The sequence below is a fragment of the Mesorhizobium sp. B2-7-2 genome (genome assembly GCF_006440775.1).
GTDB lineage: Bacteria > Pseudomonadota > Alphaproteobacteria > Rhizobiales > Rhizobiaceae > Mesorhizobium.
In genome coordinates this window covers 69,334-93,637 of sequence record NZ_VFTZ01000014.1, presented here as the reverse complement: position 1 = coordinate 93,637, position 24,304 = coordinate 69,334, and the positions used below count along the sequence as shown (strand labels likewise).

Annotated in this window: 19 protein-coding genes, 1 tRNA gene and 1 pseudogene; 8 read left to right on the top strand and 13 right to left on the bottom strand. The window is 64.3% G+C overall.

Annotation, left to right across the window (positions count from 1 at the left end):
• Positions 1–119: 119 nt before the first annotated feature.
• Genes FJ425_RS19540 through FJ425_RS19515 form a run of 6 tightly spaced genes read right to left on the bottom strand, consistent with a single transcriptional unit; the run spans position 120 to position 7,377 of the window.
• Positions 120–1,373 (bottom strand): ABC transporter substrate-binding protein, encoded by a 1,254-nt coding sequence (locus tag FJ425_RS19540; RefSeq protein WP_140632473.1) that lies wholly within the window; start codon positions 1,371–1,373, stop codon positions 120–122.
• A gap of 58 nt (positions 1,374–1,431) precedes the next feature.
• Positions 1,432–2,943, bottom strand: coding sequence for an aldehyde dehydrogenase family protein (locus FJ425_RS19535; RefSeq protein ID WP_140725551.1), 1,512 nt, complete (start codon positions 2,941–2,943; stop codon positions 1,432–1,434).
• Between the two features lie 10 nt (positions 2,944–2,953).
• Positions 2,954–3,730 (bottom strand): enoyl-CoA hydratase/isomerase family protein, encoded by a 777-nt coding sequence (locus FJ425_RS19530; RefSeq protein WP_140725500.1) that lies wholly within the window; start codon positions 3,728–3,730, stop codon positions 2,954–2,956.
• Positions 3,723–5,324, bottom strand: a complete 1,602-nt coding sequence (locus FJ425_RS19525; RefSeq protein ID WP_140725497.1) for an acyl CoA:acetate/3-ketoacid CoA transferase — start codon at positions 5,322–5,324, stop codon at positions 3,723–3,725. The genes FJ425_RS19530 and FJ425_RS19525 overlap by 8 nt, the downstream gene beginning before the upstream one ends.
• Positions 5,321–6,337, bottom strand: coding sequence for a Gfo/Idh/MocA family oxidoreductase (locus FJ425_RS19520; RefSeq protein ID WP_140725494.1), 1,017 nt, complete (start codon positions 6,335–6,337; stop codon positions 5,321–5,323). Before FJ425_RS19520 ends, FJ425_RS19525 begins: the two co-directional genes overlap by 4 nt.
• Positions 6,334–7,377, bottom strand: coding sequence for a LacI family DNA-binding transcriptional regulator (locus FJ425_RS19515; RefSeq protein WP_140725491.1), 1,044 nt, complete (start codon positions 7,375–7,377; stop codon positions 6,334–6,336). Before FJ425_RS19515 ends, FJ425_RS19520 begins: the two co-directional genes overlap by 4 nt.
• 241 nt (positions 7,378–7,618) lie before the next feature.
• Between FJ425_RS19515 and FJ425_RS19510 the strand changes: the two genes are divergently transcribed.
• Entirely contained in the window at positions 7,619–8,773 is a 1,155-nt protein-coding gene (locus FJ425_RS19510; RefSeq protein WP_140725488.1) for a dihydrodipicolinate synthase family protein, read from the top strand.
• A gap of 80 nt (positions 8,774–8,853) precedes the next feature.
• Positions 8,854–8,988: pseudogene (locus tag FJ425_RS19505) on the top strand (GDP-mannose 4,6-dehydratase); the annotation flags it as partial.
• 122 nt (positions 8,989–9,110) lie between these two features.
• On the opposite strand, the gene FJ425_RS19500 reads toward FJ425_RS19505, so the two are convergent.
• A tRNA-Val gene (locus tag FJ425_RS19500) sits at positions 9,111–9,185 on the bottom strand.
• A gap of 115 nt (positions 9,186–9,300) precedes the next feature.
• Positions 9,301–9,663, bottom strand: coding sequence for a response regulator (locus FJ425_RS19495; RefSeq protein ID WP_006199474.1), 363 nt, complete (start codon positions 9,661–9,663; stop codon positions 9,301–9,303).
• Positions 9,664–9,813: 150 nt separating this feature from the next.
• Between FJ425_RS19495 and FJ425_RS19490 the strand changes: the two genes are divergently transcribed.
• Together FJ425_RS19490 and hisN are read left to right on the top strand one after the other, a co-directional pair.
• Positions 9,814–10,770: an N-formylglutamate amidohydrolase gene (locus tag FJ425_RS19490; protein ID WP_140541867.1), complete on the top strand. Its 957-nt coding sequence runs from the start codon at positions 9,814–9,816 to the stop codon at positions 10,768–10,770.
• Between the two features lie 358 nt (positions 10,771–11,128).
• Positions 11,129–11,902 carry a histidinol-phosphatase gene (gene hisN, locus FJ425_RS19485; RefSeq protein ID WP_140632455.1) on the top strand — a complete coding sequence of 258 codons (774 nt, stop codon included), beginning with the start codon at positions 11,129–11,131 and terminating at the stop codon, positions 11,900–11,902.
• A 59-nt stretch (positions 11,903–11,961) separates the two neighbouring features.
• Here hisN and FJ425_RS19480 read toward each other — a convergent pair whose 3' ends face one another.
• Both FJ425_RS19480 and FJ425_RS19475 read right to left on the bottom strand, forming a co-directional pair.
• On the bottom strand, positions 11,962–12,414 hold the full coding sequence (locus FJ425_RS19480) for a hypothetical protein (RefSeq protein ID WP_140632452.1): 453 nt from the start codon (positions 12,412–12,414) through the stop codon (positions 11,962–11,964).
• Between the two features lie 283 nt (positions 12,415–12,697).
• Positions 12,698–13,654, bottom strand: a complete 957-nt coding sequence (locus FJ425_RS19475; RefSeq protein WP_140632449.1) for an alpha/beta hydrolase — start codon at positions 13,652–13,654, stop codon at positions 12,698–12,700.
• 612 nt (positions 13,655–14,266) lie between these two features.
• Between FJ425_RS19475 and FJ425_RS19470 the strand changes: the two genes are divergently transcribed.
• Positions 14,267–14,734: an Hsp20 family protein gene (locus FJ425_RS19470; protein WP_095766320.1), complete on the top strand. Its 468-nt coding sequence runs from the start codon at positions 14,267–14,269 to the stop codon at positions 14,732–14,734.
• Between the two features lie 135 nt (positions 14,735–14,869).
• Positions 14,870–15,622 (top strand): sulfite exporter TauE/SafE family protein, encoded by a 753-nt coding sequence (locus FJ425_RS19465; RefSeq protein ID WP_140725485.1) that lies wholly within the window; start codon positions 14,870–14,872, stop codon positions 15,620–15,622.
• A gap of 13 nt (positions 15,623–15,635) precedes the next feature.
• Here the strand turns inward: FJ425_RS19465 and FJ425_RS32360 are convergent, their stop codons facing one another.
• Complete coding sequence (locus FJ425_RS32360) at positions 15,636–15,764, bottom strand: hypothetical protein (protein WP_281407510.1); 129 nt, start codon at positions 15,762–15,764, stop codon at positions 15,636–15,638.
• A 93-nt stretch (positions 15,765–15,857) separates the two neighbouring features.
• Positions 15,858–16,907, bottom strand: a complete 1,050-nt coding sequence (locus tag FJ425_RS19460) for a low specificity L-threonine aldolase (protein ID WP_140725482.1) — start codon at positions 16,905–16,907, stop codon at positions 15,858–15,860.
• Positions 16,908–17,397: 490 nt separating this feature from the next.
• On the opposite strand from FJ425_RS19460, the gene gltB reads away from it, so the two are divergent.
• Both gltB and FJ425_RS19450 read left to right on the top strand, forming a co-directional pair.
• On the top strand, positions 17,398–22,134 hold the full coding sequence (gene gltB, locus FJ425_RS19455) for a glutamate synthase large subunit (RefSeq protein WP_140725479.1): 4,737 nt from the start codon (positions 17,398–17,400) through the stop codon (positions 22,132–22,134).
• A 144-nt stretch (positions 22,135–22,278) separates the two neighbouring features.
• Entirely contained in the window at positions 22,279–23,733 is a 1,455-nt protein-coding gene (locus FJ425_RS19450; RefSeq protein WP_140725476.1) for a glutamate synthase subunit beta, read from the top strand.
• 139 nt (positions 23,734–23,872) lie between these two features.
• Here FJ425_RS19450 and FJ425_RS19445 read toward each other — a convergent pair whose 3' ends face one another.
• Entirely contained in the window at positions 23,873–24,280 is a 408-nt protein-coding gene (locus tag FJ425_RS19445) for an MAPEG family protein (RefSeq protein ID WP_140725473.1), read from the bottom strand.
• Positions 24,281–24,304: the final 24 nt, after the last annotated feature.

The window sequence follows — 24,304 nt, the reverse complement described above, 5'->3', positions numbered from 1 at the left end:
GTCCAGTACCGGTTGGTCGGAAACCGCCCGGCGCGAAACGCGCCAGGGTCTTTCCCTTACCTTTTTCGACAGGAGACCTCCCCCGCCGAAGCGGGGGAGACCCGAGTTCAAGCAACGGCTTACTTGGCGTCGTCGATCGCCTTGACCAGCTCGGTCACGGCCTCGTCGGAGGTCTTGATCTGACCATGGACGAACTTCGATACGACATCCTTGTAGGCATTGGCGACGGCGGGCGGGGCGCCGTAGCCCTGCGCCAGCGAGCCGAACAACGTGCCGCCCTCATTGGCCTTCTTCAGGTCGGCGATACCCTTCTTGCCGCAAGCATCGAAGTCGGTATCAGGCACGTCGGTGCGGGCCGGGACCGAACCCTTCACGACGTTGAAGGCCGACTGGAAGCTTTTCGACAAAGTGGCGGTGGCGAGCGCGACCTGGGCAGCCTTGCGGTCCTCCGGCACGTTGAACATGCCGAACATGTCGGAGTTGTAGATCACCGAGCCGTCGGTGCCCGGGAAGCGGTAGCACAGGAAGTCGGTGCCCGGGGTCTTGTTGGCGGCGTGGAACTCGCCCTTGGCCCAGTCGCCCATGACTTGGACCAGCGCGTCGCCCTTGATGACCATGGCGGTGGCGAGGTTCCAGTCGCGGCCCGAGAAGTTCGGGTCGACATATTTGACGAGCTTGGCGAGGTTGTCGAACGACTTCTTCATCGTGTCGGACTTGAGCGACTCCTCATCGAGGTCGTTCATCGCCTTCTTGTAGAACTCCGGGCCGCCGGTCGACAGCACGACGGAGTCGAACATGGTCGCCTCCTGCCAGTTCTGGCCTCCGAGCGCCAGCGGGATGACGCCCGCGGCCTTGGCCTTGTCGAGCAAGGCCACGAAGTCGTCGAAGGTCTTCGGCTCGGTGCCGCCGATCTTGTCCATCACCGCCTTGTTGATCCACAGCCAGTTGACGGAGTGGACGTTGACCGGGGCCGCGACCCACTTGCCGTCATAGACGGAGAACTTCTGCAGGGCGGCCGGAACCGACTTGTCCCAGCCTTCCTTCTTGGCGGTCTCGGTGAGGTCGCCCATGACGCCGGCGGCGGCATAATCGAGCACGGTGTAGCCGAGCATCTGCGAAGCGGTCGGATAATTGCCGGCCGCAACCATCGCCTTCAGCGCGGTCATGGCGGCGTCGCCGCCGCCGCCGGCCACCGGCACGTCCTTCCAGGCATAGCCTTCCTTGGCCAGATCCTGCTTCAGCACGTTCAGAGCAGCCGCTTCGCCGCCCGACGTCCACCAATGCAGCATCTGCACTTCCTTGACGTCCGCGGCGTGCGCCGAGAACGCAAAGCTCGTCGCAAGAGCCGTTCCGATAAGCAGTTTGCGCAACATGTACTACCTCCCTTGTTGCATTCACAGAACCGGCGGGTGTCCGCCGGGGTCTCCCAACTCAGCCGACCCACCATCCGGTGCGCTGGCCGCGATGAAATTGGATAGTCTTTTCCTCGGTATAGTCCTCGACAGCGCGTTTGCCGAGTTCGCGTCCCAGACCGGACTGCTTGTAGCCGCCGAAGGGCAGTTCGGGATAACCTTCCATGAACGTATTCACCCAAACCGTCCCCGAACGCACGCCGCGCGCCACCGACATGCACGTGTCGATATCGGCGCTCCACACCCCTGCAGACAAACCATAGGGCGTGTTGTTGGCAATGCGCAATGCCTCTTCAATCGTTGCAAAAGTGAGCACGGACAGCACCGGTCCGAACACTTCCTCGCGTGCGATCGCCATATCCTCGGTGACGTCACGAATGATGGTCGGATCGAGATATTGGCCGGCATTGGATGCAAGCCGCGCGCCGCCGGCAAAAACGCTGCCGCCGTCGGTTCTCGCCGCCGTCACATAGCCGGCTACCTTTTCCATATGGTCGGCCGAGATCATCGCGCCGACCTTGGTGCGGTCGTCGAGCGGATCGCCGACGCGGACCTTCTGGGACAGCGCCTTGACCGCGTTGAGGAAGTCGTCGGCGATCGCCCCATGCACGATCAGGCGGCTGCCGGCATTGCAGCATTCGCCAGCGTTGAAGAAGCCGCCGAACACCGCGGCATCCGCAGCGGCCTCGAGGTCGGCGTCGGGGAAGACGATCTGGCCATTCTTGCCGCCGAGTTCCATCGAGACCTTCTTCAAGGAGTCGGAAGCGGCTGCCATGGTTGTCTTGCCGACGCGGGTCGAGCCGGTGAAGGAGACCATCTCGACCAGCGGATGGCTGACCATCGGCGCGCCGACATCGGCGCCGTAGCCTGCGAGAATGTTGACGACGCCAGCCGGCAGCCCGGCCTCGAGCAGGATGCCGCCGAGCACGAAAGTGGAAGCGGACGTCATCTCGCTCGGCTTCACCACCGCCGTGCAGCCGGCGGCGAGCGCGAAAGGCAGCTTCTGGCTGACGATCAGGAAAGGGAAATTCCACGGCGTGATGATCGAGACGACGCCGATCGGCTCGCGCAGCACCACGCCCAGCATGGAGTCGCCCAGATTGGCGTAGCTTTCGCCATGCAGCGTGCGGGCGAGCGAGGCGGCATAGCGCCAGATGTCGATCGCGCCCCCGATCTCTGCGCGCGCCTGGGCGATCGGCTTGCCGGATTCCAGCGCGTCGAGCCGCGCGATCTGCTCCAGCCGAGACTCGATCAGGTCGGCAGTCTTCAGCAGAATCGCCGCGCGTTCCGATGCCTTCATGCGCGGCCACGGGCCGGTCTCGAAAGCCTTGTGCGCGGCCTGCACCGCCGCCTCGACTTCCGCCACGCCCGCCTGCGCATAGCGCGACACGACGAAGCCGTGGCCGGGGCTGGCGCGCTCGATGCTGCGGCCGTCGCGGGCATCGACATGCCGGCCGTCGATCAGCAGCTTATAGGCCTTCGGCGCCTCAGACGCCTCGGCCGGCATGGCAATGTTGAGCGGTGCGTTCATCATGTCTTCTCTAGGATCTCGAAAAGGCCGGCTTCTGCTTGGCCTTGAAAGCGCCGACGCCGGCTTTGAGGTCGGCGGTGAGCGCGATGAAGCCGCTGGCCAACGCCTCGGTCGCGGCCGCATCTTCCTCGCCCTCGGCGATGCCGATCATCAGCTTGGCGGCCTCGGTCGCCAGCGGACCGCGCTCGGCGATCTTTTCGGCCCAGGCTTTGGCTTCGTCGAAGGCTTTGCCTGTTTCGACCAACCGGTCGACGACGCCGTGCGCCAGCGCCTCGGCTGCCGGGAAAATCTCGCCGCCAATCGCCATCCGGCGCACGATCTGTGCACCGAAGCGGCGCACGGCGCGCTGGGTGCCCGACCAGCCGGGAACGACGCCGATCGAGGTTTCGGGGAAGCCGAGCTTCACCTGCGTTTCGGCGACGCGGAAATCGCAGGCCGCCGCCAGTTCCAGCCCGCCGCCCAGCGCATGGCCTGAGAGCACCGCGATGGTCGGCTGCCTGAGCCGCGCCAGGCGATCGAAGACGCGGTGGCCGTAGCGCACCCATTGCACCTGGAAGTCGGCGGCGCTCATGGCACCCCAGGCCTCGACGTCGCCACCGGCGCAGAACCCCTTGCCTTCGCCGCGGACAAGCACAGCGCGAACGCCCTCGGCCAGTTCCGCTTGGTCAAGCGCCGCCTCAAGCGCGCGCAGCATCGGGATGTCGAGCGCGTTGAACTTTTCCGGCCGGCGCAGCGTCACGATGCCGATGGCGCCGTCCTTTTCGAAGGTGACTGGACGCTCAGCCATGCGCGCCTCCGAGCGAAGCGCCGCCATTGAGCGACAGGCCGATCGGCCGGTCCTGATAGAGTGCCGCAGGCGTGACCTTGAGGTCGTTCGCCACAGCGAGCGGGATCTCGGCCTGCGCCAAGACATCGCGTTCGAGATCGATGCCAGGGGCCAGTTCCGTCACCATCAGCCCGTCCGGCGTCAGCTTCATCACGCAGCGCTCGGTGACATAGGTGATGTCCTGCCCTTGGGTGACCGCCCGCTTGCCGGAGAAGGAGATGTGCTCGACCTCCTGGACCACCTTCTTGACCTTGCCTTCCTGGTCGATGCGGATGGCGCTGTTCGCCAGCGAGAGTTTCGCGCCGGCATTGAAGAAGCCGGAAAAGACGATCTTCTTCGCCCGCGCGGTGATGTCGACGAAGCCGCCGGCGCCTGCCGTCACATGCGGCCGCGCCGAAAGCTTCGAGACGTTGACCGAGCCGTGCCGGTCGATCTGCAGGAAGGACAGCAGCGAGGCGTCGAAGCCGCCGGCCTGGAAATAGATGAACTGGTGCGGCGAGGGCATGATCGCCTCGGCGTTGGAGGCACAGCCGAACTTGAAGTCGAGCAGCGGCACGCCGCCGACCGCGCCCTGCTCGATCACCCAGGTGACCTTGCCGTGCTGGCCTTCCTCGAGAAGGATGCGCGGCACATTGGCCGAGATGCCGAAGCCGATGTTGACGGCCATGCCGTCGCGCAATTCCATGGCGACGCGCCGCGCGATCACCTTCTGGATGTTCATCTCCGGCGTGCGGAAAGTCGACAGCGGCCGGAAGATCTCGCCCGAGATCGCCGGGTCGTAAGGCGTCTGCGTCGTCTGCAACTGGTCGGGCGCCACCACGACATGATCGACCAGCACGCCGGGCACCCGCACATCGTGCGGCTTCAGCGTGCCGTTCTCGACGACGCGCTTGACCTGCGCAATGACGATGCCGCCATTGTTGCGGGCAGCCAGCGCCTGCTCCAGTCCGCCGAGATAGGCGCCCTCATGCTCATAGGTGAGATTGCCGCGCTCGTCGGCCGTGGTGGCGCGAATGATCGAGACGTTCGGCACGATGGCGCGGAAATAGAGCCATTCCTCGCCGTCGAACTGCTCAACCGAGACGATCGGCTCGCTGGCCGCGGCGTTCATGGCGCAACCCTGGTGGCGCGGATCGGCAAAGGTGTCGAGGCCGACCTTGGTCAGCACGCCGGGACGTTTGGCGGCGGCCTCGCGATGCATGTCGAACAGGATGCCGGACGGCACGTTGTAGGCGGCGATCGAATTGTCGCCGATCATCTTCCAGATCTGCGGCGGCTCGGCAGAGGAGGGGCCGGACGGATAGGAGCCGCAGAGCGTGCGCTTGAGCAGGCCCGGCTTGGCGAGATGGTCGATGCCCTTGATGCCGTACATGTCGCCGGCGGCGATCGGATGCAGCGTGGTGATTGCCTGCGGATGGCCTTCCGCGTCGAAACGCTCGCCGATCGCGGCAAGCACGGCATCCGGGCAGCCGAGCCCGCTCGACGACGACACCGAGACGACCATGCCGTCCTTGATCAGGCTGGCGGCATGGGCCGCCGAGACGAGCTTGCTCACGCGAGGCCCCCAAGTTGCGGGTCGATGGCGACGGCCTTGCCGGTGTTCGACGATTGCAGTGCTGCTTCGGCCGACGCCAACGACCAGACGCCGTCCTCGCCGGTGGCTGCAGGCCGGCCTTCGCCGCGGATCGCGGCATGGAAGTGGCGCAACGAGCGGGTGTAGAGATCCTCGCGATCGAAGCTCAGCTCTTCTTCTCCGCTCGCGCTGCGCAGATGCACCGAGCCGACCGGCTTTTGCGTCATCACATTGGCGGCGATCAGCGAGCCCTCCGAGCCATGCACCTCGAAGCCGGTGCCGGCGAATTTCGTGGTGAAGCCCTCATGCGACTGGGCAATCACGCCCGACCCGAAACGCCAGATGCACATGGCGCCGTCCTCCAGTCCGCCGCCGGCCATGCCGGCGGCTTGCGTGAAGGCCGAAATCTCGACGGGGTCGTCGTCCAGCACGAAGCGCAGCGTGTCGGCATCATGCACGGTGATGTCGAGCACAACGCCGCCGCCGGCCTCAGGCCTGGCGATGCGCCAGCCCTGCAGGTTCTCCGGCAGGTAGACGGAGTGGAAGACGCGTGCGGCGATCGGCTTGCCGATGCGGCCGGCGGCAATCGCCTCGCGCATGGCGCGGTGGGCGCCGGCATTGCGCAGATGGTGATTGGTGCCGAAGACGATACCGGCAGCTTTCGCGGCGACGACCATCTCACGCGCATCGGCGCTGGTCAGCGCCAGCGGCTTCTCGCACAGCACATGCTTGCCGGCCTTGATCGCGGCAAGCCCCTGCTCGAGATGCAATTCGTTGGTGGTCGAGATGTAGACGGCGTCGATGTCCGAGTTGAGCAGCGCGTCGAGAGACGAGACGGCGCGTGCGATGCCGTTTTCCCTCGCATAGGTCTCGGCCCGTTCCTGGCTGGAGCTCATCACGGCTGCGACCTCGCCATCGGCCTGCGCGCGGATGGCATCGATCATGAACTGTCTGGCGATCGTGCTGGCGCCGATCAGTCCCCATCGCACGCTCACGCCGCGTCTCCCACTTGGCTGTTTCGGTCTGGGCCGCTGCTTTCCCGCACGACCAGGCTGACGGCACCAATATGGTTCTCGGCGCGCGTGGTGCGCGACTGGATCATCTTCAGCATGACGTGGGCCGCGCGCTCGCCGAGGCCCGCGGTGTCGACGGCGACGCTGGTCAGCGCCGGACTGTAGTGCTCGGCCTCGGCGACATCGTCGAAGCCGACGACGGCGAAGTCTGCGCCCGCCTCGAGACCGCGTTTGCGCAATGCCAGCATGACGCCGAAGGCTACCGCATCGTTGAAGCACAGCGCCGCGGTCGGTGGCTGCGGCACGGCAAAGGCCGTCTCCAGGCAGGCCATGCCGCCCTTGCGGTTCGTCTCGCCCTCGACGATCAGCCGGTCCGGAGCCGGGATGCCGAGCGTTTCGCAGGCTTCGAGGAAGCCGCCCAGGCGCTCCTGATAAACAACGAGATCGGATGAACCGCCGAAGAAGGCCAGGCGGCGATGACCCCTGCGGATCAGATGTTCGGCGGCAAGCACCGCGCCGCGATGATTGTCCGGCGCGATCACCGGAATGCGGCTGTCCGGCAGCCTGCGCATGGTGAAGACGATCGGGACGCCGGCCGTCTCGATGCGGCGGAAGGTACCGGGCGACGTGCCCCGCGCCGGCGAGACGATCAGGCCGGCGACGCCCTGTTCCATCAGCGACTTCAGCACCTCTTCCTGACGTACCGGGTTTTCCGCCGTGTTGGCGATGAAGGGGACTACGCCCGCCGCCTGGAACACGCGCTCCATGCCGACGGCAAGCTCGGCGAAAAAGGGGTTGGTGAGATCGTTGATCACCATGCCGATGACATTGGAATGGGCCTTGCGCAGATTGGCGGCGCCGCGGTTGTAGACATAGCCGACATCCTCGATCGCCTTGCGCACCTTGGTCGCGGTTTCAGGCCGGATCAGCCCGCTGCCCTGCAGCACGAGCGACACCGTCGATTTGGACACGCCGGCCTCGCGGGCGATGTCCAGGATCGTCGCCTTGGCCCGGCTGGCCATCCTCGTCACGTCCTCCCAGTTTTGACAAAATTTATTGGAACGTTCTAATCACTGATCCAAATCGGAGTCAATTGCGATTGTGATAAGAATCGGAAAATTGATTGAAGCGGTTCAAAACCTCAGCAAATGCAAGGGATACCTCCAGGAGGGCACGGTGTCTTCCAACCTGGATCCGTTGAACCATCAAGATCCTTGATTTATTGGAACGTTCCATTTATAGCGGCCGCAACGGGAGAGTACCATGGACATCACCTTGCCTGCGGCAAACGGCGACTGGGTCAGCTACCGGCTCGTCGGCAAACCGGTCGAACCGATCAAGGGCGCACGCTTTTCGCGCATCGCCTATGCCGCCGCCCATGTCGTTGCCGATCCCATCGCCATGACCGATCCGTGGTCGCGGCCGGTGGTCGACTGGGACAGGACGATGGCGTTCCGCCATCATCTGTGGCGGCTCGGCTTTCGCGTCGCCGAAGCCATGGATACCTCCCAGCGCGGGATGGGTTTCGACTGGGCGAGCGCGAAGGAGCTGATCCGCCGCTCGATCGCGGAAGCCAAAACGGTGCCGGGCGCCGACCTCGCATCGGGGGCGGGAACCGACCATCTGGCGCCGGCGGCGGCCAAGACGCTCGACGACGTCATCGGCGCCTATGAAGAGCAATTCGCCTTCATCGAAGGCGAAGGCGGCAAGGCCATCATGATGGCGAGCCGCGCGCTCGCGGCGGTGGCAAAGGGGCCGGACGACTATGCCCGCGTCTATGACCGCATGCTTTCCCAGGCATCGGGCAAGGTCATCCTGCACTGGCTGGGCGACATGTTCGATCCGGCGCTCAAGGGCTATTGGGGCAGCAACGATTTCGATACCGAGCTCGACACGGTCGTCGCCATCATCGAGCGGCACGCGGGCAAGGTCGAAGGCATCAAGATATCGTTGCTCGATGCGGAGAAGGAAGTGCGGCTGCGCGACAGGCTACCCGACGGGGTGGTGATGTTCACCGGCGACGATTTCAACTATCCCGAACTGATCGCCGGCGACGGCAGGAAACACTCGCACGCGCTGCTCGGGATCTTCGACGCCATCGCGCCGGTGGCAAATGCCGCGCTGGCGAAGCTGGCGGAGGGTGACAAGGCCGGCTACGACGCGCTGATGGCGCCGACCGTGCCGCTGTCGCGAAAAATCTTCGAGGCGCCAACCGAATACTACAAGGCCGGCATCGTCTTCATGGCCTGGCTGAACGGGCATCAGGACCACTTCACGATGGTGGGCGGCATGCAGTCGGCGCGCGGCATATGCCACTACGCGGACGTCTTCCGGCTCTGCGACCAGGCCGGGCTGCTGGCCGACCCCGATCTTGCCATCGCCAGGATGAAGACCCTGCTGGCGGTCGCGGGCGTTTAAGCCGGCCCCCGTGCGGGGATTTGCGTTGCGGCAATAAATCGTATTCGCTTGCCGAAAAATAGGCGCGGGCGCACACGGCAATGGCGGACAAAGTCGCCCCGGCAGACAAGGTCGCCTTGACAGACGGGATCGCCCTGGTCACCGGGGTTACAGGGCAGGACGGGGCTTATCTGGCCGTGATGCTGCTCGGCAAGGGCTACGTCGTCCACGGGCTCGCCGTCTTGGGCGAAATGCTTGTGCTCGTTCGAAGAGGTCTCGGGTAATCGCTAACTGCAGTGCAGCCAGACAGTCAGGCACAGGGTTCTGTGCTCGCCAGATATCTAACTTATTGGAAGGATGGTGGGCGTGACAAGGATTGAACTTGTGACCCCTGCAATGTCAATGCAGTGCTCTCCCGCTGAGCTACACGCCCATCCGAAGCCGCGCATACACCACTTTTGATCCGGCGCGTCAATAGCGGGAATGTGGAAAGACGGCTTGTGTTTGTCGCATCGGCGCGGCGTATCGTCGATGCCTGCAGAAGTGGCTCAGGCCGCCTGCAGCATCTTCTCGACCTCGTTGACGAGATCGCGCAGGTGGAAAGGCTTCGACAGCACCTTGGCGTCCTTGGGCGCCTTGGAATCCGGATTGAGCGCGACCGCGGCAAAGCCGGTGATGAACATCACCTTGAGGTCCGGGTCGATCTCGGTGGCGCGGCGGGCAAGCTCGATGCCGTCCATCTCCGGCATGACGATGTCGGTCAGGAGCAGCGAGAACGGCTCTTCGCGCAGCCGCTCATAGGCGCTGGCGCCATTGTCGAAATCGCTTACCTGGTAGCCGGCGCGTTCCAGCGCCTTGACGAGGAAGCGGCGCATATCGTCGTCGTCTTCCGCCAGCAGAATGCGTGCCATCATATCCCGTCCGAATCACCCGCCCCAAGCCTGCCGCCGGGCAAGGCTGTTAACCATGCTGTATATGAGGATGTGTCGGTAAACATCAAGTGAATGAAGGCCGTCCCACATCCGGTTCAAGCTGCGGTTTCGCCACCTGAAATGCTGGACATGCCGCACGCAAGGTGGCAAGTTTTACGTCATGATACAGTGCTGTTTCCTGGTTCGTGCAAATTGAAAACGGCAGCCGAGGATTTTTCGGTCGTCCCACCCTTCGAAATCCGATCGGGCGCCGAACAGCGCGTCCCTTTCCTGTTCAACTCACCGCATAGCGGCCGCCATTATCCGGAGCGCTTCCTGGCCATGGCGCGGCTTGACCGCAACGCCATCCGCCGGTCGGAGGACTGCTATGTCGAGGAGCTTTTCGGCGGCGCCGTGCCGCTCGGCGCGCCACTGCTGGCGGCCAATTTTCCGCGCGCCTATCTCGACGTCAACCGCGAGCCGTGGGAACTCGATCCGCGCATGTTCGCGGAGCCGGTCCCGTCTTTCTGCAACATCCGTTCGGCGCGTGTCGCCGGCGGGCTGGGCACGGTGCCGAAGCTTGTCGGCGAAGGCCTTGATATCTATCCCGGCCGCCTGCCGCTGGCTGAGGCGGTGGCGCGCATCGAAGCGGTGTACAAGCCTTATCACGAGACGCTGAAGCGGCTCCTGACCAGAACGCATGCCAGGTTCGGCTATGCCGTGCTGATCGACTGCCACTCGATGCCGGCCAGCATACGCGTCGGCGACAACGGCGTGCGGCCCGACTTCATCATCGGCGATCGGTTCGGAATCTCGGCCTCGCCGGCGCTCACCGAGATGGCGATTAGCCTGCTTGTCCGCATGGGCTACACCGTCGCGCATAACAAGCCCTATGCGGGAGGGTTCATCACTGAACATTATGGCAGGCCGGCGCGGCATCTGCATGCGTTGCAGATCGAGGTCAATCGCGGGCTTTACATGGACGAGCGGACGTTCCAGAAATCGGCCGGCTTCGACGCTTTGGCCTGCGACCTGACCCGCTTCTCGGCCGACCTGATGTCGATGCCCGACCATCATTTCGTCGATTTGCCGCTGGCGGCGGAATGACGGCGCGGTCGGCGCGCCCAGTTCTTCTATACGCAATTTCGGACGGAAAACCGCTTCACACTTTTCCCGGAATTGCCTGAAAAAAAGACCGCATCGTTTTCACGACACGGTCGAAGTCTAGGGAGGAAACGCCCAAGGAGGGCATGGACAGGAAAACCTGTCCGATGACAAAATTATTGTGCGCCGCACAAATGTCAATCGACAGCGGGCTTTTTTAATTCAATATGATGTGGAAATTCCGCTTCGGCGGCTCAGATGTGACATTCGGGCAACAGAAAACGGGCGTCTGACCGGTCTTCAGCGCGCCTGTTCCGCGAGAAACAGGCGGCCGGCAACGGCCGCGATGGGGGAGAGCGACTTGGATATCAGCACCGATTTCATGCGGCGCATCGCGCATGCCGCCGCCGCCGAAACCTTGCCGCGCTTCCGCAGCCAGGGGGCGGTCACCAACAAGCTTGCGGGAAGCTTCGATCCGGTAACGGAGGCCGATCGCGAAGCCGAGCGCGCGATCCGGGCGCTGATTTCGTCCGAATATCCCGAGCACGGCATCCTCGGCGAGGAGCATGGCAGCCAAAACCTCGCCAGCCGGCATGTCTGGGTGATCGACCCGATCGACGGCACCCGCGCCTTCATTTCCGGCATCCCGGTGTGGGGAACGCTGGTCGGGCTGACCGTCGATGGCGAGGCGGTCGCCGGCATGATGTCGCAACCCTTCACCGGCGAGCTGTTCTACGCCAACGCTTCCGGGTCGCATTATGAAGGACCGGGCGGCCCGCGCCGGCTCGCGACCCGCAAGACGACCGAGCTCGCGCAAGCGACGCTGTTCACGACCACGCCGGCATTGTTCCAGGGCGATGCGCGCAAGCGCTATGACCAGTTCGAGACAAAGGTGCAGCTCGCCCGCTACGGCACCGATTGCTACGCCTTCGCCATGCTGGCGGCCGGCAGCATCGATATCGTCGCCGACCCGGGCCTGAAGCCCTACGACATCGTCGCGCTGATCCCGATCATCGAGAAGGCCGGCGGCGTCATCACCACTTTCGAAGGTGGGCCGGCGGAGAAGGGCGGCGATATACTGGCGGCAGCGACGCCCGAGCTTCACGCGGCAGCGATGGCGGCGCTGCGCGGCTGAGCACCAGGCGGCCCAAGAGACCGTTTCATGCAAAACCGAATGCAAGACTGCGGCGCGCTCTAGCTCTCGGTTGACGAAGGCTCTGCAAGGCGCAAGCCCCACAGAATGAGCGCGAATGCAATGAGGCCGGTTGGCGCCGACGAATACCCGATGCCCTTGATCGCCGTCTCCTCAAAGGCGCTGCCGTGGAAGGCTCCGGCTGCCAGGGGCATCGTCTCGTTGCCGGCGCCCCAGACGCTCGCCATCACGTAGGCGGCCAGAATGGCAAGAGCCGAATAGATCAGAAGCCAGAACGCAACCCGCGATGTGGCGGCGCTGAGGTTGAGCCTTTCCCAAAGGAGACCCAGCGCCAGCAGGAGAACGGCCTCCAAGCCGCTGAGCGTATGCGCCGACAGCCCCAGGCGCGGTGCGGCAAGGTACGGGATTGCAAATCCTTCAAATGACGAAAACAGCAGCAGGGCGACGCCGATCTGCAACAGGCGATGCCCCTGACGTGACAGCGATGCGTTCATGTCCGTTCCTCCTCCCGGTCCTTGTCGGCTGGCGCATGGCGCCGGAAGGTATCTAGCGCTCCGTGCCTTGGCGGAAACGAGGAGTCGCCGAGCGGCGAGCGCGCCTTCAGTCAAGCCGGTTCCGCCCGCGTTTGCTGCAGGATCTGCAATGACTATGCAGGTGACCACGCCGGCCGCGTTCAGCCGAGATTTGTGGGCCGAGCGGCGAGGTCGAACCCACCGGCCGTGAAGCTCCTGTGCCGGCCGTAAGGCGTCGCCGGCGGCGGCCGCCCACCACCGAGCGTCAAGTGGCATCACCCATGCCGGGGATGAAGGCGTCGAAAGCGGCCAGGAGCTGCTCGCGGTAGATGTCCTTCTCCTGCAGGATCTCGTGCTGCGCACCGTCGATCATCAACAGCGAGCCGACGCGCAGTTTCCTGGCATAGGCCTCCACCGCCTTGGTCGAGACCACCCGGTCGGCGCCGGCGGCGACGATCAGCATCGGCACCTTCACCCTTGCCATGAAATCCGGATCGCTGACGGCTTTCGCGGCTGCGGCGGCGGCCCTCAGCCAGCGGATGGTCGGGCCGCCGAGCGCGAGCTGCGGCCAGGCCTCGTAGATTCCGACATTGCGCCGGTAGCGCACAGGATCCGAGGTCACCTTGTTCACCTCGAAAGCGGGCGGCACTTTCGGGCGCGGACCGAGCGCGGCATAGAGCCGGCCGAGACCCAGCGCGCAGAAGACCGCGCAGACGCGCCGGACCGTGGCGATCGAGACCGGCAGGTCCGGCACTTCGAGAAAAGGAGCCAGCAGCACCATGCGCCGCACCCGGTTGACCATCGACGGCGAGGCAAGCAGCGCAATCACCGCGCCCGTGGAGTGCGCGAGGATGTAATAGGGGCCGCGGCAGTCGGGCAGCACGATTTCCTCGAAGAATTGCTCGAGATCGCGCGTATAGTCACGGAAGCTGCGGACATAGCCGCGCTGGCGGTCACGCAGCAGGCGGCTGGAACCGCCCTGGCCGCGCCAGTCGAGGATGGCGACGCCGAAGCCGCGATCGGCGAGATCGCGGATGGTCTCGAAATATTTCTCGATGCATTCGTTGCGCCCGGTCAGCAAAACCACCGTGCCCTGCAGCGGGCGGCTGACAGCGGCAAAGACGCCGTAGCGGATCTTCTTGCCGTCGCGTGTGGTGAAGAAGCCGCCCGCGGCATTCTGCGGCGCGGGATTGTCCTCGGTCAGATGGAAAAGATCCGTCATGCGGCGTCGTTGCTTGTTCTTTGCCCGGACGGGCGAGGCGTCGGCATGGTGATAGACGGCCAGGCGGCAAAAGCAAAGGCGTTGTCCGGATTTACGCGGTTGCCGCGCATGACCCGAAAATCGGAATCGATTTTCGGAAAGGATCATGCGCGAAATCAAAAGTGCTACGGCGTCCTTAGCGCGTCCAGGGGACGCGCGGCGCTGTAGTGCGGGGAAGGCCGGAAGTGCCTGCGGTGCACTTCCGGCCTCTGTCGATCCGGGAGGAAGGGACGTTGCACCCGGTTCGGCCTCGTCGCGGCGCAGGGAAGGGGGCGCCGCTAGTCTCTCTGTCTTGACGCAATTCCGGACGGAAAACCGCTTCACTTTTCCTGGAATTGCTCGAACTTGACCAAAGCCTAATGCCGCATGACTGAACGGATGCCGAAGCGGCGGTTCATCCACCGTTCATGAACGTGGCTGCATTGCGACCAAGGAAAACCTTGAAATGGCTTTTTGAGCTTCCCAAATGAAGGTTGTGGCCGCCGATGTCGGGGCCGCTGGCCTATCCGGAACGCCTTTCGAGGGTTTCGCACCGGGTCATACGCAAACCATGTTGCTCAAAGGAGAACACTCATGCGTCACGTTGATTTTTCCCCGCTTTATCGTTCGACCGTCGGCTTCGACCGGCTGTTCACCATGCTCGACTCGCTCGGCCAGCCCGAGACCGCGCAGACCTATCCGCCCTATAATATCGAGCGCACGGGCGAGAACGCCTATCGCATCTCGATGGCCGTTGCCGGCTTCTCGGAGGACGAGATTTCGATCGAAGCCCACCGCAACGTGCTGACCGTCAAGGGCGAGCGCAAGGAAGAGAACAACAGCGAGGGTTCGGAGTTGCTTTACCGCGGCATCGCCTCGAGGTCCTTCGAGCGCCGCTTCCAGCTGGCCGACCACGTCGAAGTGGAAGGCGCCACGCTGAAGAACGGCCTGCTCTTCGTCGACCTCAAGCGCAACATTCCCGAGGAGCTGAAGCCGCGCAAGATCGCGATCACCTCGTCCGCGGACAAGGCCAAGCAGATCGAAACCAAGGCCGCCGCGTAACCGGCGGGGCCGGTAGTAGACAACGTCTCCCTCCCGAGACGAAAGCGGCGCCGCAAGGCGCCGCTTTTTATTGTGCCACCGGCAACGCGCCGTTCTGGCTCTTTTGAAGCATGCAGCGGCGGATCATGAAGGGCGATGTCCGATTTTTCCCTGCTGCTGACACTCACCGTTGCAATCACTTTCCTGCTCGCCGGTATCGTCAAGGGCGTCACCGGCATGGGCCTGCCGACCCTGGCCATGGGATTGCTTGGCACCATCATGCCGCCCGTGACGGCCGCCTCGCTGCTCATCGTTCCGTCCTTCGTCACCAATGTCTGGCAGCTTTTCGCCGGCCCGAGTTTTTCGGCGATCCTGCGCCGGCTTTGGCTGATGATGGCGGGCATTCTGATCGGCACGGTCGCCGGCTCGCGGCTGCTCGCCAGCGACAATGTCAAATGGACGACCGCCGGCCTCGGCGCGGCGTTGATGGTCTATGCCGCCTATAGTCTGCTCGCGCGGCAGCCTGTCGTTCCCGAGAAAACCGAGCGCTGGTCGTCGCCGGTCGTGGGTTTTCTCACCGGCCTGGTCACGGGCGGCACCGGCGTCTTCGTGGTGCCCGCCGTCCCTTACATCCAGGCGCTGGGCTTGAGCCGCGACGATCTGATCCAGGCGCTCGGTCTCTCCTTCACGGTGTCGACGATCGCCCTGGCGCTGGGCCTTGCCTCGCATGGCGCGTTCGAGGCGGGGCATCTGGCGATGTCCTCGCTTGCCGTGCTTCCGGCGCTGCTCGGCATGTGGCTGGGGCAAATGCTGCGCCAGAAGATCAGTCCGGCAACTTTTCGCCGCTGGTTCCTGATTTTTCTGGTCCTGCTCGGCGTCGAGTTGCTGCTGCGGCCCTTGCTCGCCTGATCGGGGCGCAAGCCTACCGGTTCTTTTCCGCGACGACCGCTTCGACGTTCTGTCGGTGAACGGCTTCGTATGGCGCGAAATACTCAGCCGCCGTCGCGGCGAATATGTCAGCGGCAAAAGTCCTCAAATCGAGCGTGGCCAAATCGGGATCCTGCCGGCAGGAAAGCAGCTTTCGGATATAGGCCTCAGTCGCCGCAATGAGGCTTCTGTCATGCTGCTCCCGAGCGCCGCAAGCTCAGCCAAGCAACTCGCCGAGACGGTCGATCTCTTGCGTCGTGGTGGCGAAGCTGGCGACGAAGCGGTAGATCGCTTCATTGTCGCCGAGATGGCCATCGAAACCCTGCGGCACGCCCCATTCGTAGAATTTGGCGCCGGCCGCTTGCAGCTTTTCCGCGGTGGCCCGACCGAGGATGGCAAACACTTCGTTGGCCTGCGGCAGCCAAGCGAGCTTGCCGGCCGGCGCGTCCTCGATCGTCTCGGCCAGATGCGCGGCCATCGCATTGGCGTGCCCTGCCATCCTCAACCACAGATCGTCGGTGAAATAGGCTTCGAACTGGGCCGAGATGAAGCGGGCCTTGGAAAAAGTCTGTCCGGCGCGCTGGCGCAGCAGGCGCAGATCCTTGCCGACATCCGGATTGAGGACCACGACCGCATCGGCCATCCAGCAGCCATTCTTGGTGCCGCCGAAGGAGATAAGGTCGACGCCGCTCTTCCAGGTCATTTCGGCCGGGCTGACGCCGGTCGCGGCAATCGCATTGGCGAAGCGCGCGCCGTCCATGTGCAGCGGCAGCTTGTGGCGGCGGCTGACCTCGGCGATCGCCTTGACATCGTCGACGCTGTAGACCGTGCCGACCTCGGTCGCCTGGGTCACGGTGACCGCCATCGGCTGGCCGGCGGGGGCCAGGTCCTGCGAATATCGCTTGATGGTCCGGTCAAGAGCCTCCGGGGTCATGCGCCCCAGCGGTCCCGCCACCGGCGCCATGCGCGCGCCGCCGGTGTAGAAACCCATCGCGCCGAACTCGTCGACATTCATATGCGCTTCGTGATGGCAAAGCGCGATGCCGCCTATGCGGTTCAATGCAGCCATCGAAAGCGCGTTGGCCGCGGTGCCGGTCGCGGCGAAGAAGACCTGCACCTCGCGCTCGAAGATCTCGCTGAAGCGGCGATAGACGGCGCGGTCCAGATCGCCGTCGCCGTAGGCGACAGCGGTGCCGGCGGCATGGCGCGACAGGTTGGCCGAAATGTCGGGATGGACGCCCGCCCAGTTGTCGGATGCAAAGAACATCGAGAAATCCGTATCGTGATTGGCGAAAGCGGCGGGACTTGACCGCTTCGGCAGTCGAAGCGCAAGGGCCAATCGTGGGCAAAGCGGTAAAGCCAGCGCGTCGCCTCGAAAGACCGAGACCAAAGCTTGCGTTTCGGGCGCTCGTCACGAAATTTTGTGTCGCAGCACGCCCAAGTTTTTTGTGAATCGGTCTTGTGCCGCTGTCTGATTTCTGCCATAAAAATTTAGGACAGTAGTGCTGTCTTATTTTGTCGCACAAAACAGGCCGGACTGGCGTATCATTGCTGCCATTCCGGCCATTGTCGCGAGCGGCGGGTAGACGGCCCGGCTCTGGCCTGTACGATACCGGATGCGAACCGGGCGTATAGCCGTATGGTTCGATGGATTTCGCGAGACGTGCAGCAACATGAAGGGGAAGCACTCTCGCTTCCCAAGGCAAACCAGCGCCCTGAGACAGTCGGGGCTAAGGTGGAGAACGGAGGATAGGACGATGACGGAACTGACGCCATCTGCGATCAACGGCCAGGCCGCGCAGACGAAAGCGGCAGCCGTTAAAAATACCGTCCTGGCCAAAGGGCTGCGAACCGCCAACGGCATGACCGCGCAGGGCCTCTATGATCCGCGCAACGAGCACGACGCCTGCGGCGTCGGCTTCATCGCAAATATGAAGGGCGTGAAGTCGCACGGGATCGTCGAGGACGGTCTGGCGATGCTGGAAAACCTCACCCATCGCGGCGCCGTCGGCGCTGACCCGCTGGTCGGCGACGGCGCCGGCGTGCTGGTGCAGATCCCGGACGCTTTCTTCCGCAAGGAAATGGCGGTCGTGGGCGTCGAACTGCCGCCGGCCGGCCAATACGGCGTCGGCCACTGGTTCATGCCCCAGGACGCGGCACTGCGCGCCCATATCGAAGAGATCATCGCGGAATCGGCGCAGTCGGAAGGGCTGCCACTTATCGGCTTCCGCGACGTCCCGGTCGACAATTCGTCGCTGTCGAAGGCGCCGGATATCGTGGCGTCCGAGCCGTTCCATCGGCAGGTGTTCATCGGCCGCACGGCCGACATCACGGACGACGAGGAGTATGAGGCGCGGCTCTACCTGCTGCGCAAGGTGATCTCGGGCCGCATCTATGCCGAGAACGACAACAAGGACATCGGCGCCTATTGCGTGTCGCTGTCGGCGCGCACCATCGTCTACAAGGGCATGTTCCTGGCCTATCAGGTCGGCGCTTATTACAAGGACCTCAAGGATCCGCGTTTCGAGACGGCGCTGATCCTCGTCCACCAGCGCTTCTCGACCAACACCTTCCCGTCATGGAAGCTGGCGCATCCCTATCGCATGGTCGCGCACAATGGCGAGATCAACACCGTGCGCGGCAACAACAACTGGATGGCGGCGCGCCAGGCCTCGGTCGATTCCGAGCTGTTCGGCAACAACATCTCGAAGCTCTGGCCGATCTCCTATGAAGGCCAGTCGGACACGGCGTGCTTCGACAACGCGCTCGAGTTCCTGTTCCAGGGCGGCTACTCGCTTACCCACGCCATGATGATGCTGATCCCGGAGGCCTGGGCCGGCAACAAGCTCATGGACGCCGACCGCAAGGCTTTCTACGAGTACCATGCGGCGCTGATGGAGCCGTGGGATGGACCGGCGGCGGTGGTCTTCACCGACGGCCGCCAGATCGGCGCCACGCTCGACCGCAACGGCCTGCGCCCGGCGCGCTACATCGTCACCGACGACGACCGCGTCATCATGGCGTCGGAAGCCGGCGCGCTGCCGGTGCCGGAGGAAAAGATCGTGCAGAAGTGGCGGCTGCAGCCCGGCCGCATGCTGCTCATCGATCTCGCCAAGGGCCGCATCGTCTCCGACGAGGAGATCAAGTCGGAGATCGCGACCAGGCATCCCTACAAGACCTGGCTCGCCAACACGCAGCTCATCCTGGAAGACCTGAAGCCGGTCGAGCCGCGCGCGCTGCGCAAGGATGTCAGCCTGCTCGATCGCCAGCAGTCCTTCGGCTACACGCAGGAAGACACCAAGCTTTTGATGGCGCCGATGGCCACCACCGGCCAGGAAGCGGTGGGTTCGATGGGCACCGACACGCCGATCTCGGCGATGTCGGACAAGTCGAAGCTGCTCTACACCTATTTCAAGCAGAATTTCGCCCAGGTCACCAATCCGCCGATCGACCCGATCCGCGAGGAGCTGGTGATGAGCCTGGTATCGTTCATCGGGCCGCGGCCAAACATCTTCGACCTGGTCGGCACGTCGCGCCGCAAGCGGCTCGAGGTGCGCCAGCCGATCCTGACCAATGGCGATCTGGAAAAGATCCGCTCCATCGGCCACACCGAGGATAGGTTCGACACCAAGACGATCGACGTCACCTATGGTTCGAATGAGGGCGCGGCCGGCATGCAGGGCGCCATCGACCGGCTCTGCGAGCGGGCAGAGGCGGCGGTCGCCGGCGGCTACAACATCATCATCCTGTCCGACCGCCAGGTCGGGCCGGACCGCATCGCCATTCCTTCGCTGCTGGCGACGGCGGCCGTGCACCACCACCTGATCCGCAAGGGCCTGCGCACCTCGGTCGGCCTCGTGGTGGAATCCGGCGAGCCGCGCGAGGTGCATCACTTCTGCTGCCTGGCCGGCTACGGCGCCGAAGCGATCAATCCCTATCTCGCCTTCGATACGCTGCTCGACATGCACAAGCGCGGCGAGCTGCCGGAAGAGGTCGACGAATACGAGGTGGTCTCGCGCTACATCAAGTCGATCGGCAAGGGCATCCTCAAGGTGATGTCCAAGATGGGCATCTCGACCTACCAGTCCTATTGCGGCGCGCAAATCTTCGACGCCATCGGGCTGAAGTCGGACTTCGTCGAGAAGTATTTCACCGGCACAGCGACGCTGATCGAAGGCGTCGGCCTGGACGAGATCGCCACCGAGACGCTCAGCCGCCACAGCGACGCCTTCGGCAGCGATCCGGTGCTGCGCAACAATCTCGAGGTCGGCGGCGAATACATGTTCCGCATGCGCGGCGAGGCGCATATGTGGTCGCCCGATGCCGTCGCCAGCCTGCAGCACGCCGTGCGGCAGGGCTCATGGGACACGTTCAAGGACTATTCGGCGCAGATCGACAGCGCGACCGCGCGCGCCCAGACCATTCGCGGCCTGTTCAAGATCAGAACAGCGGAAGAGACCGGCCGCAAGAAGGTCGCGATCGAGGACGTCATGCCGGCGGCCGAGATCGTCAAGCGCTTCTCGACCGGGGCGATGTCGTTCGGCTCGATCTCCCGGGAAGCGCACACCACGCTGGCGCGCGCCATGAACGCCATCGGCGGCAAGTCGAACACCGGCGAGGGCGGCGAAGAGGCCGACCGCTATCTGCCGCTGCCCGGCGGCGGCAAGAATCCGGAACGCTCAGCGATCAAGCAGGTCGCCTCCGGCCGGTTCGGCGTCACGGCGGAATATCTGGTCAATTCCGACGTCATGCAGATCAAGGTGGCGCAGGGCGCCAAGCCCGGCGAGGGCGGCCAGCTGCCCGGACACAAGGTCGACGCGACCATCGCCAAGGTCAGGCACTCGACGCCCGGCGTCGGCCTGATCTCGCCGCCGCCGCATCACGACATCTATTCGATCGAGGATCTGGCGCAGCTGATCTACGACCTGAAGAACGTCAATCCGGCGGCCGACGTCTCGGTCAAGCTGGTGTCGGAGGTCGGCGTCGGCACGGTCGCGGCGGGCGTCGCCAAGGCGCGCGCCGACCACATCACCATCTCCGGCTATGACGGCGGCACCGGTGCTTCGCCGCTGACCTCGCTCAAGCATGCCGGCAGCCCGTGGGAAATGGGCCTCGCCGAAACGCACCAGACGCTGGTGCTCAACGGCTTGCGCTCGCGCGTCGCGCTGCAGGTCGATGGCGGCCTGCGCACCGGGCGCGACGTCATCATCGGCGCGCTGCTCGGCGCCGACGAGTTCGGCTTCTCGACCGCGCCGCTGATCGCGGCCGGCTGCATCATGATGCGCAAGTGCCACCTCAACACCTGCCCGGTCGGCGTGGCGACGCAGGACCCGGTGCTGCGCAAGCGCTTCAAGGGCACGCCCGAGCACGTCATCAACTTCTTCTTCTACGTGGCGGAAGAGGTGCGGGGCCTGCTTGCCGACATGGGCTTCACCCATATCGACCAGATCATCGGCGACACCGATCTCCTGGAAAAGCGCGACGTCATCCAACACTGGAAGGCGCGCGGGCTCGACTTCTCGAAGATGTTCTTCAAGCCGGACGCGCCGCATGAGGCGCTGCACTGGACCGAGCGGCAGAAGCATCCGATCGACGACGTGCTCGACCGCAAGCTGATCGAGCTGGCGAAGCCGGCGCTGGACGCCAAACAGCCGGTCACCATCGAGCTGCCGATCCGCAATGTCGACCGCTCTGTCGGCGCCATGCTGTCGGGTGAAGTCGCCAAGCGTTTCAAGCACAAGGGCCTGCGCGAGGACACGATAAAGGTGAAGCTGACCGGCACCGCCGGCCAGTCCTTCGCCGCCTTCCTGGCGCGCGGCGTCTCCTTCGAGCTGGTCGGCGCCGGCAACGACTATGTCGGCAAGGGCCTGTCGGGCGGCCGCATCGTCATCCGGCCGCCGCAAGAGGCCAAGATCGTCGCGGCGGACTCGATCATCGTCGGCAACACGGTGCTCTACGGCGCCACCGAAGGCGAGGCGTATTTCGCCGGCGTCGCCGGCGAGCGTTTCGCGGTGCGCAATTCCGGCGTGGCGGCGGTCGTCGAGGGCGTCGGCGACCACGGCTGCGAATACATGACCGGCGGCATCGTCGTCGTGCTCGGCAAGACCGGGCGCAACTTCGCGGCCGGCATGTCGGGCGGCGTCGCCTATGTGCTGGACGAGAAGGGCGATTTCGCCGAACGCTGCAACATGGCGATGGTCGAGCTGGAGCCGGTCCCGGAAGAGGACGACCTGATGGAGAAGCTGCTCCATCACGGCGGCGACCTCGACCACAAGGGCCGCGTCGACGTCTCCGGCGACATGACCAGCCACGACGAGGAGCGGCTCTACCAGCTGATCTCGAACCACGTGCATTTCACCGGTTCGGTGCGCGGCCGCGAGATCCTCGACGACTGGCAGAATTTTAGGCCGAAATTCCGGAAAATCATGCCGGTGGAATATCGCCGCGCGCTGATCGAGATGGAACGCATGCGCATGAGCGTGGCGGCGGAATAGGTTTCGGGCACGGCCGGGAAGATGACTTTCCGGCCGGCATCCTCACCAACAATCCTGACCTCGGAACGAAGGTTGCCATGGCAGCCTTATGGGGTTAACGGGTGCGCGACAAAAGCGTGCCTTCGGACAGGCAGGGACTGGACTATGGGCAAGGTAACAGGCTTTCTCGAGATCGACCGGCAGGTGCACAAGTACCAGCCTGCCTCGGACCGCGTCCGGCACTTCCGTGAATTCACGCTGCCGATGTCGGACAAGGAAGTCGAGAAACAGGCCGCGCGTTGCATGGATTGCGGCATTCCGTTCTGCCACGGGCCGACCGGCTGCCCGATCCATAACCAGATCCCGGACTGGAACGACCTCGTCTACAATGGCGACTGGGACAACGCGATCCGCAACCTGCATTCGACCAACAATTTCCCGGAGTTCACCGGCCGCATCTGTCCCGCGCCCTGCGAGGAAGCCTGCACGCTGAACCTCGAGGACATTCCGGTCGCCATCAAGACGGTCGAGCAGGCGATCGCCGACAAGGCTTACGAGACCGGCCACATCCGGCCCTATCCGCCGGAGAAGAAGACCGGCAAACGGGTTGCCGTCATCGGCTCCGGCCCGGCCGGCATGGCGGCGGCGCAGCAACTCGGCCGCGCCGGGCACGACGTGCACGTCTATGAGCGCGAGAGCCGCCCCGGCGGGCTGATGCGTTACGGCATACCGGACTTCAAGATCGAGAAGCACTATATCGATCGGCGCATCGAGCAGATGCAGGGCGAGGGGGTGACCTTCCATTGCGGCGTCAATGTCGGCGTGGACATGAAAGCGGCCGATCTGCTCGGGGAATTCGACGCAGTGCTCTATTGCGGTGGTTCGGAGACGCCGCGTCCGGCCGGCATTCCGGGCAGCGATCTCAGCGGCGTCTATGACGCCATGCCCTATCTGGTGCAGCAGAACCGCCGCGTCGGCGGCGAGCCGATCCAGTCGGTCGCCTGGCCCTCGCACCCGATCATTGCCGGCGGCCAGCATGTCGTGGTCGTCGGCGGCGGCGACACCGCATCCGACTGCATCGGCACCGCCTTCCGCCAGGGCGCGGTGCGCGTGACGCAGCTCGACATCCGTCCGCAGCCGCCGGAGAAGGAAGACAAGCTTGCCGTCTGGCCCTACTGGGCGACGAAAATGCGCACGTCCTCCTCGCAGGCCGAGGGCGCCGAGCGCGAATTCCAAGTGGCGACGCTCGAGTTCATCGGCGAGGAAGGCCAGCTGACCGGTGTGCGCTGCTGCGAGGTCGACGACAAGCGCAAGCCGATCGCAGGCAGCGAGTTCGTCATCCGCGCCGATCTCGCCTTCATCGCCATCGGCTTCGCCGGCCCGGCGGGCGACAGCCTGATGAAGGAGCTCGACGGCAAGATCAAGATCGTCACAGACAGCCGCCGCTCGAACAATGTCGAGGCCAATGATCGCGACTACAGGACCAGCGTCGACAAGCTCTATGCGGCGGGCGACGTGCGCCGCGGCCAGTCGCTGGTGGTGTGGGCGATCCGCGAGGGCCGCCAGGCGGCGCGCTCGATCGACGAGGCGCTGATGGGATCGACGGTGCTGCCGCGGTAAGGCTTCAAAGCAGTCAGCCGTTAGACCATGATGGCGTTTCGTTGAATCGCCATCGCGGTCTAACTCTTTGTTGGAGCATGATCTTTATCCGAAAACCGGTTCCCACTTCTCGGGATCATGCTCTAGCTTCTTGAAGCGCCTAACTGACCAGCAGCTTTACCGCCCAGTAGAGGCCGATGGCCATCTGGACCGCGAACGCGGAAAATCGAGCCTTGACCGCGTTTGGACTTGTCGACGCCAGATGAATTGCCGACTGGATTAGCCGCGCGGCGATAAACCAGTAAGCAAGGGGGTCGGTGATCCCCGTCCGCGAAGTCATCATGGCCACGCCCATGAGGCCTCCGAATATCGGGAGTCCCTCAATGCAATTGGCGTGGGCTCGCGCAAGCCGCTGCAGAAAGGGCGAAAGACCTGCGTTATCCGGCGTGAAGCCATTTGCCGGGATGCGCCCACTCACCACAAGATGGGTGCGCAGAATCTCCATCCATACAAGCAGGAGGAGGGTCCAAGTTACGAAGCCAAGCAAGGCATAGCCCGTCGCCGACATGTTCGCCCCCCCGTAATCCCACGG